The 14888-nt window shown below is 62.8% G+C and carries 16 protein-coding genes; 2 read left to right on the top strand and 14 right to left on the bottom strand.

Translation table 11 applies throughout. The features are described 5' to 3' along the window. Positions 1 to 3 precede the first annotated feature (3 nt). The 14 genes from LC531_RS01645 to tssD (LC531_RS01710) form a co-directional block, all read right to left on the bottom strand. Positions 4 to 987, bottom strand: coding sequence for a DUF2931 family protein (locus LC531_RS01645; protein WP_223648587.1), 984 nt, complete (start codon positions 985 to 987; stop codon positions 4 to 6). A 146-nt stretch (positions 988 to 1133) separates the two neighbouring features. After that, positions 1134 to 1826, bottom strand: coding sequence for a hypothetical protein (locus LC531_RS01650; protein WP_223648588.1), 693 nt, complete (start codon positions 1824 to 1826; stop codon positions 1134 to 1136). Between the two features lie 3 nt (positions 1827 to 1829). Beyond that, complete coding sequence (locus LC531_RS01655) at positions 1830 to 2483, bottom strand: DUF2235 domain-containing protein (RefSeq protein ID WP_223648589.1); 654 nt, start codon at positions 2481 to 2483, stop codon at positions 1830 to 1832. 56 nt (positions 2484 to 2539) lie between these two features. Beyond that, positions 2540 to 3631 (bottom strand): DUF2931 family protein, encoded by a 1092-nt coding sequence (locus LC531_RS01660; protein WP_223648590.1) that lies wholly within the window; start codon positions 3629 to 3631, stop codon positions 2540 to 2542. A gap of 12 nt (positions 3632 to 3643) precedes the next feature. Next, on the bottom strand, positions 3644 to 5080 hold the full coding sequence (locus tag LC531_RS01665; RefSeq protein ID WP_223648591.1) for a phospholipase effector Tle1 domain-containing protein: 1437 nt from the start codon (positions 5078 to 5080) through the stop codon (positions 3644 to 3646). Positions 5081 to 5101: 21 nt separating this feature from the next. Beyond that, complete coding sequence (locus LC531_RS01670; protein WP_223648592.1) at positions 5102 to 5512, bottom strand: DUF4280 domain-containing protein; 411 nt, start codon at positions 5510 to 5512, stop codon at positions 5102 to 5104. Beyond that, entirely contained in the window at positions 5509 to 6465 is a 957-nt protein-coding gene (locus LC531_RS01675; RefSeq protein WP_223648593.1) for a hypothetical protein, read from the bottom strand. Before LC531_RS01675 ends, LC531_RS01670 begins: the two co-directional genes overlap by 4 nt. Before the next feature lies 1 nt (position 6466). Beyond that, on the bottom strand, positions 6467 to 8305 hold the full coding sequence (locus LC531_RS01680; protein WP_223648594.1) for a type VI secretion system Vgr family protein: 1839 nt from the start codon (positions 8303 to 8305) through the stop codon (positions 6467 to 6469). Between the two features lie 56 nt (positions 8306 to 8361). Then, positions 8362 to 8700 (bottom strand): hypothetical protein, encoded by a 339-nt coding sequence (locus tag LC531_RS01685; RefSeq protein WP_223648595.1) that lies wholly within the window; start codon positions 8698 to 8700, stop codon positions 8362 to 8364. 174 nt (positions 8701 to 8874) lie between these two features. Then, positions 8875 to 9120, bottom strand: a complete 246-nt coding sequence (locus LC531_RS01690; RefSeq protein WP_223648596.1) for a hypothetical protein — start codon at positions 9118 to 9120, stop codon at positions 8875 to 8877. A gap of 256 nt (positions 9121 to 9376) precedes the next feature. Continuing rightward, positions 9377 to 9808, bottom strand: coding sequence for a hypothetical protein (locus tag LC531_RS01695; protein ID WP_223648597.1), 432 nt, complete (start codon positions 9806 to 9808; stop codon positions 9377 to 9379). A 209-nt stretch (positions 9809 to 10017) separates the two neighbouring features. Next, positions 10018 to 11166: a hypothetical protein gene (locus tag LC531_RS01700; RefSeq protein ID WP_223648598.1), complete on the bottom strand. Its 1149-nt coding sequence runs from the start codon at positions 11164 to 11166 to the stop codon at positions 10018 to 10020. 47 nt (positions 11167 to 11213) lie between these two features. Then, positions 11214 to 11618: a type VI secretion system tube protein TssD gene (tssD, locus tag LC531_RS01705; RefSeq protein WP_223648599.1), complete on the bottom strand. Its 405-nt coding sequence runs from the start codon at positions 11616 to 11618 to the stop codon at positions 11214 to 11216. 44 nt (positions 11619 to 11662) lie between these two features. Then, positions 11663 to 12073: a type VI secretion system tube protein TssD gene (gene tssD, locus LC531_RS01710; RefSeq protein WP_223648600.1), complete on the bottom strand. Its 411-nt coding sequence runs from the start codon at positions 12071 to 12073 to the stop codon at positions 11663 to 11665. A 387-nt stretch (positions 12074 to 12460) separates the two neighbouring features. Between tssD (LC531_RS01710) and LC531_RS01715 the strand changes: the two genes are divergently transcribed. Both LC531_RS01715 and LC531_RS01720 read left to right on the top strand, forming a co-directional pair. Beyond that, on the top strand, positions 12461 to 12886 hold the full coding sequence (locus LC531_RS01715; RefSeq protein ID WP_223648601.1) for a GPW/gp25 family protein: 426 nt from the start codon (positions 12461 to 12463) through the stop codon (positions 12884 to 12886). A 127-nt stretch (positions 12887 to 13013) separates the two neighbouring features. Further along, on the top strand, positions 13014 to 14885 hold the full coding sequence (locus tag LC531_RS01720; protein WP_223648602.1) for a type VI secretion system baseplate subunit TssF: 1872 nt from the start codon (positions 13014 to 13016) through the stop codon (positions 14883 to 14885). Positions 14886 to 14888 lie beyond the last annotated feature (3 nt).

Below are 14888 nucleotides of genomic sequence, written 5' to 3' on the forward strand. Positions count from 1 at the left end.
GGTTCAGTCCTCGCTCAATACTTCAATCTTACTCTTAGTGAGCGGGATTTCCTTCGCCTCGTTTTTCAGGGTGAGGGTAGCTTTCTGGAAGGGCTTGTCAAGGGTGAAGAGCAGAGTAATCGGGCTGGCGGGGCTAAGCCGGTGTAGCGCCTGGAAGGCGGCTTGCGTCTCCGTCTTGTCCAACTCGCGGACCCGTACCACGTAGTGCCCCCCGTGTTCGGCCGTGCCGTAGAGGTAGAGCTTGCGTGGCACGGGCTTGGGGGTGGGGGTAGTAATAAACTGGCGGTAGGGAGCCAGGTCCTGGGTAAGCGGAGCGGTGAAGCGCTCGGCGTTGAGACCTGTTAAGTTGAAGCGGTAGAGTGGAAAAGGCACGTTGAAGGCCACTTGCCAGGGGTAGGTCAGGAGGTAGTCATCCCATTTCTTGGTGCTGATGGTGCCCGCCTTGATTTGGGCCTGCACTTCGGGCGGCATCTCGGCCTGGGTTTCTTTGACCATGCTAGTGCGCTCGGCCGGGCCATAGTAGCGCTGGTAGTCGGCGGGAGAAGGGATGATTTCGTGAGCTAGGAAGCGACCCACCAGTACTTTGTTACCGCCTGTGAGCCAGACCACGACGACCCCCTTGGGCAGTACGCACACCGTGAACTCAGTGTACGTTACTTTTTTCTGCTCTTTGATATCCCAAGTGCCGGCTTGGAGCAAGTGATAGAGTTTTTCTTGGGGCAAGGCAAAGTCGCCTTCGTAGAACTTGTCCTCGGCATAGGAAAACCAGAGTATTTTTAAGCGCTCGGGCACGGTCTGCATCTCATCGCCCACCACCCACGAGGTGCCCGATGCCCCCCAGTCGCCTTCTAATGTATGTCCGCCCGGCACGGGAAAGCCCGTGCCTTGCGAGTTGTAAAACATACCGCCTTGAATGGTAACCCAGTAGCCATCGGCGGCGCAGGGCCCGGCCGAGAGCTTGAACTTTTCGGTTTGGTAAGCAGACATGGTAGTTGAACGATAAGAAGGCCGCTGCCCGCAGGCAGGAGAAGTGATAAGCCAAAAACAGGCCCCCACTAGCCAAACGGGACGCGGTAACCAAGCAGGGAAGTGCATAAGAGAAGTCAGCAAAACTGAGGGAGGGCTACCCACCGCTAGCCCGTATAGATTTTGCGGTGGGGCTGGCCGTGTTGGCGGCGCTCGCCCATGCCGAAGCGCCCGTCATCGAGGCCCTGCACGCCGGTGCTGGCCGAGCGGTGCAGGTAGCGGTGGCGCAGCACTATGACCTGGGTCGGGGTCAAGGCAAGGCGCGTGATTTGGGCGTGGGGCGGCAGCTGCCACTCGCCGCTGCTGAGCACCAGCGCGTGGCGGCCCGTACCGCCGTGCTGGCCCACCTGGGCCAGAATCGCCGCCTGCACCGGGGCCAACTCGTGCCCATTCTCAATGGCGTACTTGGCGTAACGATTAGCTATTTCAAATAAATTCATTTCGTGCTGGCGGGCCTGGTCGGCCATAACGCGCAGGGGGATGAACTGGTAGTCGGGGCGCAGACCCAGGCGCACGCCCGTGGCTTCGTGGCTGGTGTACAGGTACTGGCCCGTTTCGGGGTCGAACACGGGCTGCTCTTGCTCCTGAATCTGCTGGGGCGCGTACCAGCCCAACGCCACCAGTTGCTGGCGCTCGTCCCAGGGCAAGTGGCGGGTCTCTTCCTCCAGCTCGGCGTAGCCCCCACCCAGGTCAGAATGCACCCCCGGCAGCGTCAGCTCGTAGCCTACCCCTAGCGAGGAGGTGATGTCGGTTAGCGAGAAGTTCTGGCGGTATTCATTGCCCGCCGTCAGGTGCACCACCTTCTAGGCGTTGCCACCAATCTTGAGTCCCAACTGCTCGACGTTGTTGAAGCCAAACGCACCGTAGGAAGAGACCGTATCGAAGATGCCCACGAACTTGATTTTCACTTGGGCTTTAGGGGTACCGAATAACACCCGTAATGGTCGTAGTGGGGTATGCAGTTTTGAGATGAAGTATCGCGCTGCCGCCGAGCCCCGACTGAAACCAAATACGTCCACTGTCACCTGTTCTATATATGCTTCATCTTCGTCTTTTAGTATCATTGCTATACTCTCAGCCACGCGCATAGCCCCAATTAGTACTCGCATCTCAATGCCTGCCTCACCCGTGCCGATGGCGTAGCCTAGGGTCGAATCCTTCATATCATTGAAGGTCCCAATGCCTTCGATGTAAAGAGAAATCTCTTTCTTTTCGAGTTCTCTTTTTCGGTTAAGTCGCTCCAGGATGGACACGTTAGAATACCCCCCGGCAAAGCTGCTGTCCGTTTGCTTGCCGTGCTTATCCAGGCCGTACTTCTCGTAGCTGCGGGTCCACGGAATACCATCCTCTTGCGTGACGGCCTGCTGCGGATGCGCGGCGTTGTGCTGGCTCATGTGGCGCTGGGCCACGTTGTTGCGGTTGTTGCCCGTGCCGTCGAAGAAAATGGCTACCGTCACGGCAATGCCCGTCTGGTTCTGCCGGCCGGGGGCTTGCCTGGTACCGCAGCAAGGGTTTAGTCCTCATTGAACATGTCTATCTTGGTTTTAGTCAGGGGAATTTCCTTCGCCTCGTTCTTAAGGGTCATGGTGGCCTTCTGAAAGGGCTTGTCCAGGGTGAAGAGCAGGGTGATGGGGCTGCTGGGGCTGAGTTGGTGTAAAGTGCGAAAGGCGGCCAGCGTCTCGGCCTCATCAAAAGCGCGCACCTGCACCAGGTAGTGCCCCCCGTGCTCAGCCGTGCCGTAGAAGTAGCCGGCTTTGGGGGCGGGCTTAGGGACGGGCGTGAGCAGGAACTGGCGGTAGGGCTCCAGGCCGTCGCGGGTCAAGGGGTCGCTGGCCCGCTCGGCGTTGACGAAGTTGACGCTGTACTCGTAGAGGGGGAAGGGCACGTTAAAGGCCACCTGCCAGGGGTAGGTTTTCAGGTAGTCGTCCCACTTTTTGGTGCTCAGCGTGCCGGCTTTTATCTCGGCCTGCACGGGAGCCGGCATCTGCTCGCGGCGCATTTGCACAAACTCCACCCGGTTCGCATCACCGTAATACTGCCGGTAGTCGTCGGCGGAGGGGAAGGTCTCGTGGGCCTGATAGCGGCCGACCAACACCTGGTTGCCGCCCGTCAGCCAGACCACCACCACGCCCTTGGGCAGCACGCACACCGTGAACTCGGTGTAGGTCACGTGCTTTTGCTTGTCAATATCCCAGGTGCCTTGCTGGAGCAGGTCGTAGAGCCGTTGCTGAGGCAGGGCGAAGTCGCCCTGGTAGAACTTGTTCTCGGCGTAGGAAAACCAGAGCATAGTCAGGCGCTCGGGCACGGCCTGGAACTCGTCGCCCACCGCCCAGGCCGTGCCCGACGCCCCCCAGTTGGCTTCCAACACATGGCCGCTGGGTACGGGAAAGCCGGTGCCCTGCGAGTTGATGAACGAGCCGCTCTGAATCATCACAAAGTACCCATCGGCGGCGCAGGGGCCGGCGGAGAGGCGGAACTTCTCGGTCTGGTATTTTGGCATACGGTGGGAGGATGAGGGGGACGTGGCCGGGGCCTGGCCGCAGGCGGCGGCCACCGGGCCCAGGCTGGCCAGCAGGACCAGGCGGAAAAAGGGGGAAAAGCGCATGGGCGAACGAGATTAGCCAGGAAAGATTTTGCGGTGGGGACGGTTGTCGTCGTCGCGGCGCTCGCCCATGCCCAGGCGCCCGTCGCCCAGGCCCTGCCAGCCGATGCTGGCCGAGCGCCGCAGGTAGCAGTGGCGCACCAGCACGGCTTGGCCGGGGGTCAGGGCCAGGGGCTTGATGTCGGCACCAGGCGGCACCTGGCTCCACTCGCCGGCCAGCACCAGCGCGTGCCGCCCGTGGGAGCCGTGCGGGCCGACCTGGGCCAGGATGGCCGCCTGCACCGGGGCCAGCGGGTGGGTAGGGGCAATGGCGTACTTGGCGTAGTCCCCGCTTAGGGGTTGCAAGCTCATCGCTTCTTTCGCGGCATTGTCGGCCATAATGCGCAGGGGGATGAACTGGTAGTCCTGGCCCAGACCCTTGCGCACGCCCACGGCCCACTGCTGGGTGCCAATCTGGTTGCCGTACTCGTCATAGACCGGGGCCTCGTGCACGGGCGCTTCTTCTTTGGTGTACCAGCCCTGGGCAATCAGGGCCGCCCGCTCCCACAGGTGCAGGTGGCGCTCCTCGTCCTCGTGCTCGCCGTAGCTGCCCCCGATGTTGGAATGTACCCCCGGCAACGTCAGCTCGTAGCCCACCCCTAACGAGCTGGTAATGTCAGTCAAGGAGAAATTGCGCCGATACTCGTTGCCCGCCGTCAGGTGCACCACCTTCTGGGGCACGGCCCCCAGGGCCAGGCCCAGCTCCTGGACGTTGCTTTGCTCCAGCAGCACGCCCGTGCCGCGGTAGGAAGACACTGTGTCGAAGAGGCCCACAAACTTGATGCGCACTTGCGCCTGGGGCGTGCCCAGGCGCACGGCCAGCGGGTGCTTGGCCTCGTGCACCAGGGAGATGAAGTGGCGCGCCGCCGCTGAGCCTCGACTGAAGCCAAATACGTCAAGCGTTAGCTGGTTTACATAAGCATTTTTCAGTGGTTTTAGGACGAGGGCAATTCTATCCGCCAGCAGCATCACGCCCCTTTCTACTTTGCCCGCGATGCCGGTAGACCAGTTGCCCAGGCCCGAGCCGAGCATAGCGTCGTCTTTATCATCCGTCGTGCCGATGCCCTCCACGTAGAGCGAGATTTCCCGCTGCTCCGTTATGCGCTTGCGGTTCAGCCGTTCCAGAATGGAGACGTTGGAATAGCCGGCGGCGTAGCTGTTATCCTTCAGCTGGCCCTTTTTAAGGCCATACTTCTCAAAGCTGCCGTTGCGCCGGATACCGTCCTCCTCCTGCTTGTTTTGCTGCACCATGTGGCGCTGGGCCACGTTGTTGCGGTTGTTGCCCGTGCCGTCGAAGAAAATGGCTACCGATACCTCAATGCCCGTCTGGTTTTGCCGGCCGGGCGCTTTGCCCACTACCATCTTGTCCATGCCCACCCGCTGGCCCCGGAGCAGTTGCGAATAAATTGCCATGTTAGCGCAGAAACGAAAGGGTTAAGTCAGCAACAGCGGGCACAAACTCAGGCAGCTGCTGCGGGTGCTCTCGGCCTGCACCGGCAGCGGCGGTAGCGGCACCGCCACCTGCAAGGTGTTCACGATGCTCACCGTGCCCCCCAAGGCGCACTTAATGGTGCTCTTTTCCAGCAGCGGGTGGCAGCCGGGGGCCACCAGGCTCACCTTGTCGAAGTAGTCCTGCCAGAGCAGCAGCATCGGCACGCAGGGCGTGTTGTACTTCAGCGCGCAGGTGCCAAAGGGCAGAAACAGCTTGTCCAGAGTCGTGGCCACGGCCTTGCCCTGCAAATGCACTGTCTGGTTGGCCAGCACTTGCAGCATACTCGGCAGCGTGCCCTTGTCGCAGCGGCAGATGGCTTTGTCACACACGTATTCTTGTCCGGTCTGGCTCATGCGGGCGGGAGTTGTTCGAGGCGGAGGAAATACTCTTTGCTGTAGGAGTCGCCCGCCCAGCAGCGCACGCTCGCGTCCAGGGCCAGGGGCCAGCCCGTGGCCGGGTCCAGCGCATACGTGGCCTCGCAGCGGGCCTGCGGTAGGGGCGGGTCGGTCAGGTCGGCGGCCGGGTCAGCCGCCAAACGCTCGGCCCCGATTTGCTGGGCCACGGCGGCCAGGTCGGTACGCACCGCATCCAGTGGCCCGCGCAGGTGCAGTGTGGGGTACCCGGCGGCTGTGGGCGGCCCTACCTCCAATTGCTCGCTCACCCACAGGTCGGTGTCGGTAAAGAAGTGGGGGAAGGCGCGGGTCTGCTCGTAGCGCCAGCCGCTTTCCCAGCGCGGACCGTACACGTCGGGCAATAGAAAGGCAAAGGCATAATCCAGCCGCAGCGAGGCCAGCAGCGGCCCAGGCTCGGCTAGCTGCGCATCCAGACCGGTCATCAGGGCCTGCGTCAGCTCGTCGTCCCCGCCCGAGCGCGCTCGCAGCTCAGCCCGCAGCCCAGCCCAGGTCTGAGTAATGGCCGCGAAGTTATCCAGGCCCACCAGTTGCCCGGCCGCCGTGGCCCGCAGCTCTAGGTGCTGGTAGAGGTCGGCCAGGCGCAGCAGGATGCGCTCCAGGCTCGGCACCTCGGGCTGCTGAAAGGCAGGCGCGGCGGCGTAGTAGCTAAACCGGGCCAGGCCACTGGGTAGCGGCTGCCAGTGCAAAGTCAGCGTTTTGGTCAGGGTCGTGCGCCGCACCTGGCCCGCCTGGCGCACCTCCCAGTAGGAGGCCAGCGCGTAGCGCAGGCCCGTGGGGGGGGTAGGCTGGCGGGTCAGGCGCACGGGTGGGTGCTGCGCCGCCGCGTGGGGGTAGGGCACGGCCCGGCGCGGGGCGGGGGGTAGGGCGGGGCTCGCGGCGGGCAGCGTCGTCACCTCAACCAGGGTTATTAAGTTTGACATCCTGTCCGCTCACCTTCACCACGCCCGAGGCGGTAATCTCGACGTTATCGACGGCCTTGGCAATTACCTTCTTGCCCGCCGCCTCCAGCGTCAGGTCGTCGCTGACGGCCGTGAGTAGCAGCTCTTTTTGCGCCCGCACGCTCACACTCTCCTCCCGAGCGGCCACCGACACGTTTTTCTGGGCCGCGATGCGGATGTCCTCGCCCGCGCGCAGCTCAATATTTTTGACAGCTTCCAAGGTAATCGTATCGCCCGAAACCAGTTTAATCGGCCCGTTGCTCTTGATGGTGATGCTGCCATCGCCCTTGAAATCAACCAAGATGGCCGTATCCTTATTATTAGAGTTGGAGAGCAGAATAGTTTGCGCCCCGGCCACCTCACTCATCACGAACTTGTTGCCGCCCGCCGTTTGCAAGCCCTTGAGGTTGTTTTGGGGAAAGGAGTAGGAAGCCCCCTGCGGGTTCTGGGCGTGGAAGAGGTTGCCCAGGCCCACGGGCAGCTCGGCCAGGCCCTGCTCGTAGCCCACCAGCAGCTGAGAGCCCACTTCCGGGGTGAACAGGTGCCCCTTGCCGTCGCCCGCGTAGGGGGTGCTCACCCGCAGCCAGCCACTCTCCGCGTCCTGTGGCTGGGCTACGGCCCAGTGGTAGCGCACGCGCACCCGGCCCAGACGCTTGGGGTCCTGCAAATCGATGACCTCGGCCAGCTCGGGCTGGGGCAGCACCGGGCGCAGGTGGGGGGTAGCCGGGGGGGTAGGCGTGGCCTCGGGCTGGGCCGCAAAGTGGTTGGCATAATTACCCTGCCCGTCAATCTGGTGCACGACACTCAGCACCCGGAACTGCCCGTAGGCCGTGCCCAGCGCGTCACTTACCTCCAGCACCCGGCCGGGGGCGGTGTCGAACGCCTCCCCGCTGCCGTGCAGGCCCACCTGGCTGCCCGCCTGGCCCGCCGCCAGCCCGTCCAGGGCGCGTTGCAGCTGGGCCTGGTCCCGGCCCTGGGGACCCGGCCCCAGCCGCCGGGGCTGGGGAAAGAGGGCCGCCGACTGGGTCGTGGCAAACTGATTGAGCGCGTAGCCCCCCGCCGGGGCGGCGGCCGTGGCCTGGGCCGGGGCGTGGGTGCGGTAGTCGTAGCTGCCGCCCTCAGCGCGGGTGGGCTGCAGGCGCATGGACAGGCCAAAAACCTGGGCGCTGCTGCTGCGAAAAGCGATGACCTGCGCCGGCTCGCGGCCCAGACGCAAAGTCGTGCCGTCGTAGTAAAACCACTCCCCCTGCGCCGCCGCCAGCCGGCTTAGAAAGTGAAAGTTGGTTTCCTGGTACTGTACCGTATAGGGTAGCAGCTGCTGATTTTCTGCCTTTAGCTGCTGGCGCAGGGCGTTGCCGGCGTAGTCGCCCAGCACCTGCTGGAAGATGGCGGGCAACGACTTTTTGACAAACGTGCGGCTCTGCCAGCCATCTTCGAGCAAAAAAGTGGGGCTATAGCCGCTGATATGGTAGTAGTTGACCAGGTCGGCATCGGTCTGGATGCTGATGTCGGTGATGATGCCCTTGAATTGAAACGAGTGGCCGGCCTCGCTGGCCAGGCGGCTGGTCCAGCCCAGGGTAATGTCCTTGCCGCTGAGGCGCTCGTGGGCCTGGGTCGGCACCAGCTCAGGCTTGATACCCAGTGCCTTGCCTAGGTTTTCGCACGAAAAATCCAGGGCGAAGGTGTGGTGCTGCACCAGGTGCTGCTCCAGCGAAAGCTGGTTGAAGTCGGCCAGGGCCAGCGAAGGGTCAGTCACGCCATCGACGTGCACGCTCACTTTAACAGGGTAGGGCATAGAGCGGAAAGATACTACTAACTATCTATTACGTAATCCGCCTAGCTTAGGCTGCGCTACCAAGCGGGGGGTAGGCGGGCCCAGCCGGCGGGGGGCACCTGGGTCACGGAATCGGGCACGGGGCGGCCGGGGTGCTCGTGGATGTCGGGGTCGGGCACGGCAAAGCGCACGTACCAGCGCGAGCCCAGCGGCCGCCAGCCCCCGAGCCAGTCCACTTCCTGTTTATCCTCGTAGCGTTTGCCTTGCACCTGGTAGGTGTAGCGCGAGACCTTGGCCCCCTTGATGCGCCGGTTCTCGTAAACGCGGGCCACGGTGTAGCGACACTCCCCCCGCAGCAGGCGGTTCTTATTGGCCGATGCGTAGGCTGTCCATCCCGCCCCGAACGTTACCGGCAAGGCAATCAATGTTATAAATATCTTATATGGATTTACCGGAACCTGCCCTCTTGCCATTTGCAGGGCTTCGGAGAATGAATGCCAAGTCCCGTAAATTAATAATGGAGTTATTAGTCCAGCTAGAACAGTAACAGCTTCAATGTCAGACCACTGCCAAGAAGGGGTCATAATATATTACTTGATAAAAACGGGGGAGGCAGGGTGCACGGGTACAGGCACCGCTTGATTAGGGGCCAGCGAATCGGCGGCCATGCCGGCTGCCGAAAAGCCAAGCGCGCCGACTAGGCTGTTGGTCAGGGGCACGCCGTAGCTCTGCCCGAAGCGAATACCAGCGTTCAGCAAGGGGAAAGCTACCCGTGGGGTGCCCACGTGCATGGCCCCCTGGTAAAGCTTCCAAGACAAGTAGCTGTTCTCAGTCATCTTCTCCAGGTACTTCCCGCCCCTAGTCAGCAGCAGCCCCGTGCCGGCCTGCGCTAAAAACTTGGCGGTGGTGATGGTGCGCGGGTTGTTATCAGCCTATACAATGCTTTGGTAGTGAGGCGTAACTTTCCCTTTGCCATTTGTAGGGTTTTGGAGAATACATCCCGCGTACCATACCTGACCAAAGGTGTTAGTATGCCTGCTAGGATAGTAACAGCTTCCCTATCGGACCACTGCCAGCAAGGAGCCATAGCGCTTACTTAAGAAAGACGGGGGAGTCCGGGTGCGCGGGGGCGGGGGTAGGCGCGGGGGCGGGGGTAGGCGGCGTTGGGGCCACCGCAGCCAGCGAGTCGGCCCTCACTTTTGCCGCTGCCTCAGCCACTTGTTCGCTGGTGGGGGGTAGGCGGGCCCAGCCGGCGGGGGGCACCTGGGTCACGGAATCGGGCACGGGGCGGCCGGGGTGCTCGTGGATGTCGGGGTCGGGCACGGCAAAGCGCACGTACCAGCGCGAGCCCAGCGGCCGCCAGCCCCCGAGCCAGTCCACTTCCTGCTTATCCTCGTAGCGCTTACCCTGCACCTGGTAGGTGTAGCGCGAGACCTTGGCCCCCTTGATGCGCCGGTTCTCGTAGACGCGGGCCACGGTGTAGCGGCACTCCCCCCGCAGCAGGCGCGTTCTGTAAGCTGACATATATGTTAGCCACCCCGCGCCAAACGTTACTGGTAGAGCAATCAGCGTCACAAATAACTTGTAAGGATTTACAGGTAGCTTTCCCCTTGCCACTTGCAAAGCTTCGGAAAATAAGTGAATTGTGGTGTAAATTAATAATAAAGTTATTAAGCCGACTAAAATGGTAAATACGCCAATGTCGGACCACTGCCAGGAAGAAGCCATAGGCATTACTTGATAAAAACGGGGGAATCAGGGTGCATAGGCATGGGTACCGCTTGGTTAGGAGCCAGCGAATCGGCGGCCATCCCAGTTGCCGAGAAGCCAAACGCGCCGATTATACTGTTGGTCAGAGGTATGCCGTAGGTCTGCCCGAAGCGAACGCCCGTGTCGAGCAGGGGCAGAGCTACCCGTGGAGTGCCCACGTGCATGGCTCCCTGGTAGAGCTTCCAGGACAAGTAGCTGTTCTCAGTCATCTTCTCCAAGTACTTCCCCCCCCTGGTCAGCAGCAGCCCCGTGCCCGCCTGCGCTAAGAACTTGGCGGTGGTGATGGTGCGCGGGTTATTATCGGCATACAAAACGCTTTGGTACCCGTGATTATAAGAAAAAGAAAAGGCCGATAATCCAATAGTCGTTGTGTAAGGATTGATGTTAGCGCCAACCATGATAGATTCTATGGCGTTTATCTCGCCCAAGGAGCCACCCCATCCGTTGCCAAACGCTACGTTAGCCCCGTATTGGCCAACACCATCAACAAATATTCGCGTACCTGCTTGCCACGCAAATGCCTTAGGAGCTGTGCGCAACGCCGCGTAGCTGGCCCGCATCCCGGTGCCCGCTTCCAGGCCCGCCCCCGCCCAGCGCAGCCCGCTGGGCAAGCCGGCCACTACACCGCCCACGGCCACGCCGCTCATCGTCAGCAGCCCGGCCTCGGCCGTGCTGCGGATAACGGGGTCGTAGAGGGTCAGCGGAGTAAACTCGCCGCTGATAAGCTCCACGTTTTCCACGTATTTATCGTGGGCTTTGGCCAGGGCGATTTGCCGCTGGCGGGCCTGTATCTCCCCCGGCGAGCGGTGTTCTCCCTGCCGGATAACGGCGGTGGGCTGAGCCGGCTGCCGCAGCTGCCGGGCCCACTGCGCCTGCCGGGTGCGCGCATTGGTCAGGCACAGCTCGTAGTGGCGCATGGTGCGCGCGCCGAGGTGCGCCTGCTCGGCCAAGTGTCCATCCTGCCGGGCCACGTACCCCCTGATGCCGGGGCCGAGGCCGCTAAAGCGGAGCTGGGCGTGGTAGCGGTCGGCAGCGCGGGCCTGCTGCTGGGCCAGGGGGGTAGGGCCAGCCTTTGCCGAACGCGAACCAGGGCGGGGGGTAGGGGGAACCATTTTAACAAAGCTGAAAATGAAAGAAGGGGCGCGCTAGCCGCCCACTACTAATTCGGGGCCGGCCAGGCACTTTCGTAGGCCACGCCTTGCTTGGTAATGCGGCGGGCCACGATGCTGAGGCGGCAGTGCAGCGCGGGGTGCCCCGCCAGGCCGGGCTCAAAATGCTCTTCGTAGCTCACGCAGTAGCCCTCCTCAAACACCAGCATCAGGCTCGGCGACGCCCCATCGGTGGCGGCAAACCTGACGTAGCCATCCAGCGCCAAATCCGGCTGGTAGGCCCAGTGCGGCAGCAGAATGCCGGGGCTCAGGCCCAGCTGTAGCTGCAGTTCCCCGCTGTACACCTTGCTGCTGGGCAAGCCCCGGATGCTGGTGCTCTGGTGCACGTGCTGCGAGCAGGTAAGCACGGGTATCGCTAACGCTTCGACGTGCAGGGTAGCAAAGAAAGAACTCATAAATAAGACGTTACTTAAAAGTCAGGAAGAAGAAAAGACGCGTTTCAGGAAACCCCGTGGTCGAGGGGCCACACGTTGCGAATTTCCAGCTCCTGGTCCACGAGCAGCGTGTGGGCTGATAGCAGCACCGACAAAGCGCCGGCCTGCTGATTACTCATGCCATCAAAAAACAGCCCCTGGTTCACGCAATAAGCATCGGTGAAGCGGATAGTGCGCGCCCGCTGGCCGTCAGGACCCAGCACCAGCAGCTCGCCGCTCATAGTTTTGCGGCTGTCGGCCATCCACGCATCCACAACGGGGTGGGCCAGGCAATCAAGCACCACGTGCAGCTTGCCGGCCAGCACGCCGCCCTGCGGCCGGTTCATCTCGTCGGTGGTTTGCACGATGGCCCAGTGGTACTCGCGCACCCGGATGGCGTTGCCGTCCAAAAGCAGTGTAACTTGAAAATCAGACATAAGCAGCCCAGCCGAATGAAATGAAAAGTAAGAGAAAAACCAAAGGGGGAGTTATTTGCCCCTAACAAAGGTATAGGAATACGACTAGTGGCTCAGAAGGTAATAAGTTTTTCACATCTGCACTGCTGATAAAATTTAGTATCCGTTCCTCGATGCTTGAACGGCTGATGCCCACAAGCAGTTAGACGGACCACCGCCCGCGCCGACGACCTGCCCCGGCAGGATACCCGCCCCTACTGCAAGCAAACTGCCCGTGCCTGACTCGGTGCTTCCTGTTTCACCACCAGGGTAGGGCCGTATTCCGTAGCCGGGCAACACATGGCTACTGTAAGTCCGGCGGAGCCGGTTGGCCGCCGTAGCTTGCCGCTTTCTTGCCGTTCCCGCGTTATGGCCGATACGTACTACCGCCTACCCCTCGACCTCGAAGGCATCGTGAGCCGCCAGCAGCTGCCGCGCTGCTCGGCCCAGGAGTCCATTGCCCAGCACCTGTACTTGCTACTGACTACGCACTTCGGCGAGTCGCGCTACGACCCCGGCTTCGGCTGCCAGGTGTGGGAGCAGGACTTTGAGGCCATGACCAACATGAGTTGGAAAGACACCGTGCAGTACTCTATTGAGGCCGCCGTGCGCGAATATGAGCCGCGCCTGGTGCGGGTGCGGGCGCAGGTCACCATCCTGGATTTTGAGTTGAGAAACGTGAGCCAACGCATCCGCAAGCGGCTGGAAGTCACCATCAACGCCGCGCTGCACCGCACCAACGAGCCGTTTGCATTCCAGGCTAGTTTATTTGTGGCCCCGCTGTCGGTGGATTAAAGGTTTGGGGGTAGGAGGGTGAGAGAGTAAGGGGGACTAGTTTGCCCATCTGAACGTCCGCTTTTTACCCTCCTACCCCCACCTTCTGCCCTCCCACTCCCAAACCCTCCTACCCCTTTCTCGCCCCGTGCTGCCGCCTCCCCGCCTCCCTACCCCCCCCGATTTCAGTAAGGCCAGCATTAAGAGCCGCCTCACGCGCCAGGCCGCCGAGCTGTGGGGCTACGGCGAGGCCGACCTCGACGGCTTCGACCCGCTAGTGAACCTGCTGCTGGAAGCCTGCGCCGTGGAGTTCGAGAAGATGGGCCAGGAGCTGCACAGCACCCAGTCGCGGCTGGTGGAGCGGCTGGCCACCCTGCTTAACCCCGATGTGGTGGACACGCCGCAGCCGGCCCACGCCGTGGCCCAGGCCCGCGCCCGCGAGGCTACCGTGGCCCTGCCCGCCGCGGCCCAATTTGTGTTTGAAACGCCCGTGGTCGGAAGGCAGGCCACAGGCCCGGCCCTGTATTTTTCGCCTCTGCAAGCCACCCGGCTGGTAAGCGGCAGCGTGCGCTGCCTGGCCACTGACACGGAGGTGTGGCAACTGGACGCCAACGGCCAGAAACGGACCGTGGCCCAGGTAGCTACCCCCGCGCCCGCCGCGCACCGCCGCCTGTGGGTAGGCTTAACCCTGCCGACGACCGGCGTGGAGTTGGACGACCTAACTTTCTACTTCGACTGGCTGAACGAGCCGCGCAAGGATACCTACGCCGCCTTTTTGCCCGGCGAGCAGTGGCTGCTGGGCGGCGCGGAGCTGACACCCCGGCGAGGTGCCCCCCTGGCTGATACCCACCGGGACGAGTCGCCGGGCCAGCTAAACGGGGAGTACGACTACCTGCACCGCATCGAGGAGCGGGTGCGCGACCTGTACGCGCCATCCTTCGTGCGGCTGGCGGGGCCGGCCGGCGCGCTGGCCGCCTATGTGCCGCGGCCCTACCCGGCCGAGATGGCGGCCGCCTACCCCCAGCCCAGCACCGACCTGCAGGCCCTCAGCGAGCCGCTGACCTGGCTGGAAATTCGTTTCGCCCCGGCCTTGCCTCCCGAGGCTTTTCAGCAGATTATTTGCGCGCTCAACTGCTTTCCGGTGCTCAACCGGCGCTTGTATAAAGTACTATTTCGCTTGCAGCCGGCGCTCAATCTGTTTCCACTGGTAAGCGAGGAGCCGTTTCTGGCCGTGCGCGACGTGTATAGCCTCAGTAACGTAGCCTACCGCTCTACCACCCTCACCGACCTCAGTGAAGGCGCTACCGATACCTACACGCTGCGCAGCCACGGCGCGGGCCGCTTCAACACCCGCACCGGCCACGAGGCCCTGCGCGAACTGCTGGAATTATTGCGCGATGAAAGCCGGGCCTTTACCGCCGCCGGCACCGACTTCGTGGGTACCATTCTGCGCGAGCTGGACCAGAACCTGGCTCGCCTCCAGGAACGCCTGGACCGCCGCGCCACCGCGCCGCCGGTGCCCTACCTGCTGCTGCGCCCACAGGACGTGGATGACAGCGTCTATATCGAGTACTGGGTCAGTAACGGCGAGGCCGCCAACCGCCTGCCCGCCGGTAGCCGCCTGCGCATCCACGACGGCCAGTACCTGGATGACGTGCGCCTGCTCACCAGCACCAGCGGCGGCCGTGAGCGCCCCCGCCCCGAGGAGCGCACCCACGCCCTGCGCCGCAACCTGCTGGCCCGCAACCGCCTCGTGACGCTGGCCGACATTCGCGCCGCCTGCTGGGCCGAGCTGGGCCTGCACCTGGCCGCCGTGCACGTCGAGAAAGGCTTTCAAACCAGCCCTACCCCCACGGCCGGCTTCATCCGCTGCATCCGGGTGCAACTGACACCGCTAAATACCAGCCGCTTCAGCGCCCTGGAGTGGGAGCGGGCCGCCCACGAGCTGCAAGCCACGCTCAGCGGGCAGTCGGCCGTGAACCTGCCGTATGAGGTCGTTATAGCGCAAACGGGGGGGTAGGGC

This window comes from Hymenobacter psoromatis (assembly GCF_020012125.1).
GTDB lineage: Bacteria > Bacteroidota > Bacteroidia > Cytophagales > Hymenobacteraceae > Hymenobacter > Hymenobacter psoromatis.

What these genes read in the sequence shown, in the direction of transcription:
- LC531_RS01645 (WP_223648587.1), bottom strand. Translation starts at nt 987, where the DNA reads ATGTCTGCTTACCAAACCGAAAAGTTCAAGCTCTCGGCCGGGCCCTGC.
- LC531_RS01660 (WP_223648590.1), bottom strand. Translation starts at nt 3,631, where the DNA reads ATGCGCTTTTCCCCCTTTTTCCGCCTGGTCCTGCTGGCCAGCCTGGGC.
- LC531_RS01665 (WP_223648591.1), bottom strand. Translation starts at nt 5,080, where the DNA reads ATGGCAATTTATTCGCAACTGCTCCGGGGCCAGCGGGTGGGCATGGAC.
- LC531_RS01670 (WP_223648592.1), bottom strand. Translation starts at nt 5,512, where the DNA reads ATGAGCCAGACCGGACAAGAATACGTGTGTGACAAAGCCATCTGCCGC.
- LC531_RS01680 (WP_223648594.1), bottom strand. Translation starts at nt 8,305, where the DNA reads ATGCCCTACCCTGTTAAAGTGAGCGTGCACGTCGATGGCGTGACTGAC.
- LC531_RS01690 (WP_223648596.1), bottom strand. Translation starts at nt 9,120, where the DNA reads ATGACTGAGAACAGCTACTTGTCTTGGAAGCTTTACCAGGGGGCCATG.
- LC531_RS01695 (WP_223648597.1), bottom strand. Translation starts at nt 9,808, where the DNA reads ATGTCAGCTTACAGAACGCGCCTGCTGCGGGGGGAGTGCCGCTACACC.
- LC531_RS01700 (WP_223648598.1), bottom strand. Translation starts at nt 11,166, where the DNA reads ATGGTTCCCCCTACCCCCCGCCCTGGTTCGCGTTCGGCAAAGGCTGGC.
- tssD (WP_223648599.1), bottom strand. Translation starts at nt 11,618, where the DNA reads ATGAGTTCTTTCTTTGCTACCCTGCACGTCGAAGCGTTAGCGATACCC.
- tssD (WP_223648600.1), bottom strand. Translation starts at nt 12,073, where the DNA reads ATGTCTGATTTTCAAGTTACACTGCTTTTGGACGGCAACGCCATCCGG.
- LC531_RS01715 (WP_223648601.1), top strand. Translation starts at nt 12,461, where the DNA reads ATGGCCGATACGTACTACCGCCTACCCCTCGACCTCGAAGGCATCGTG.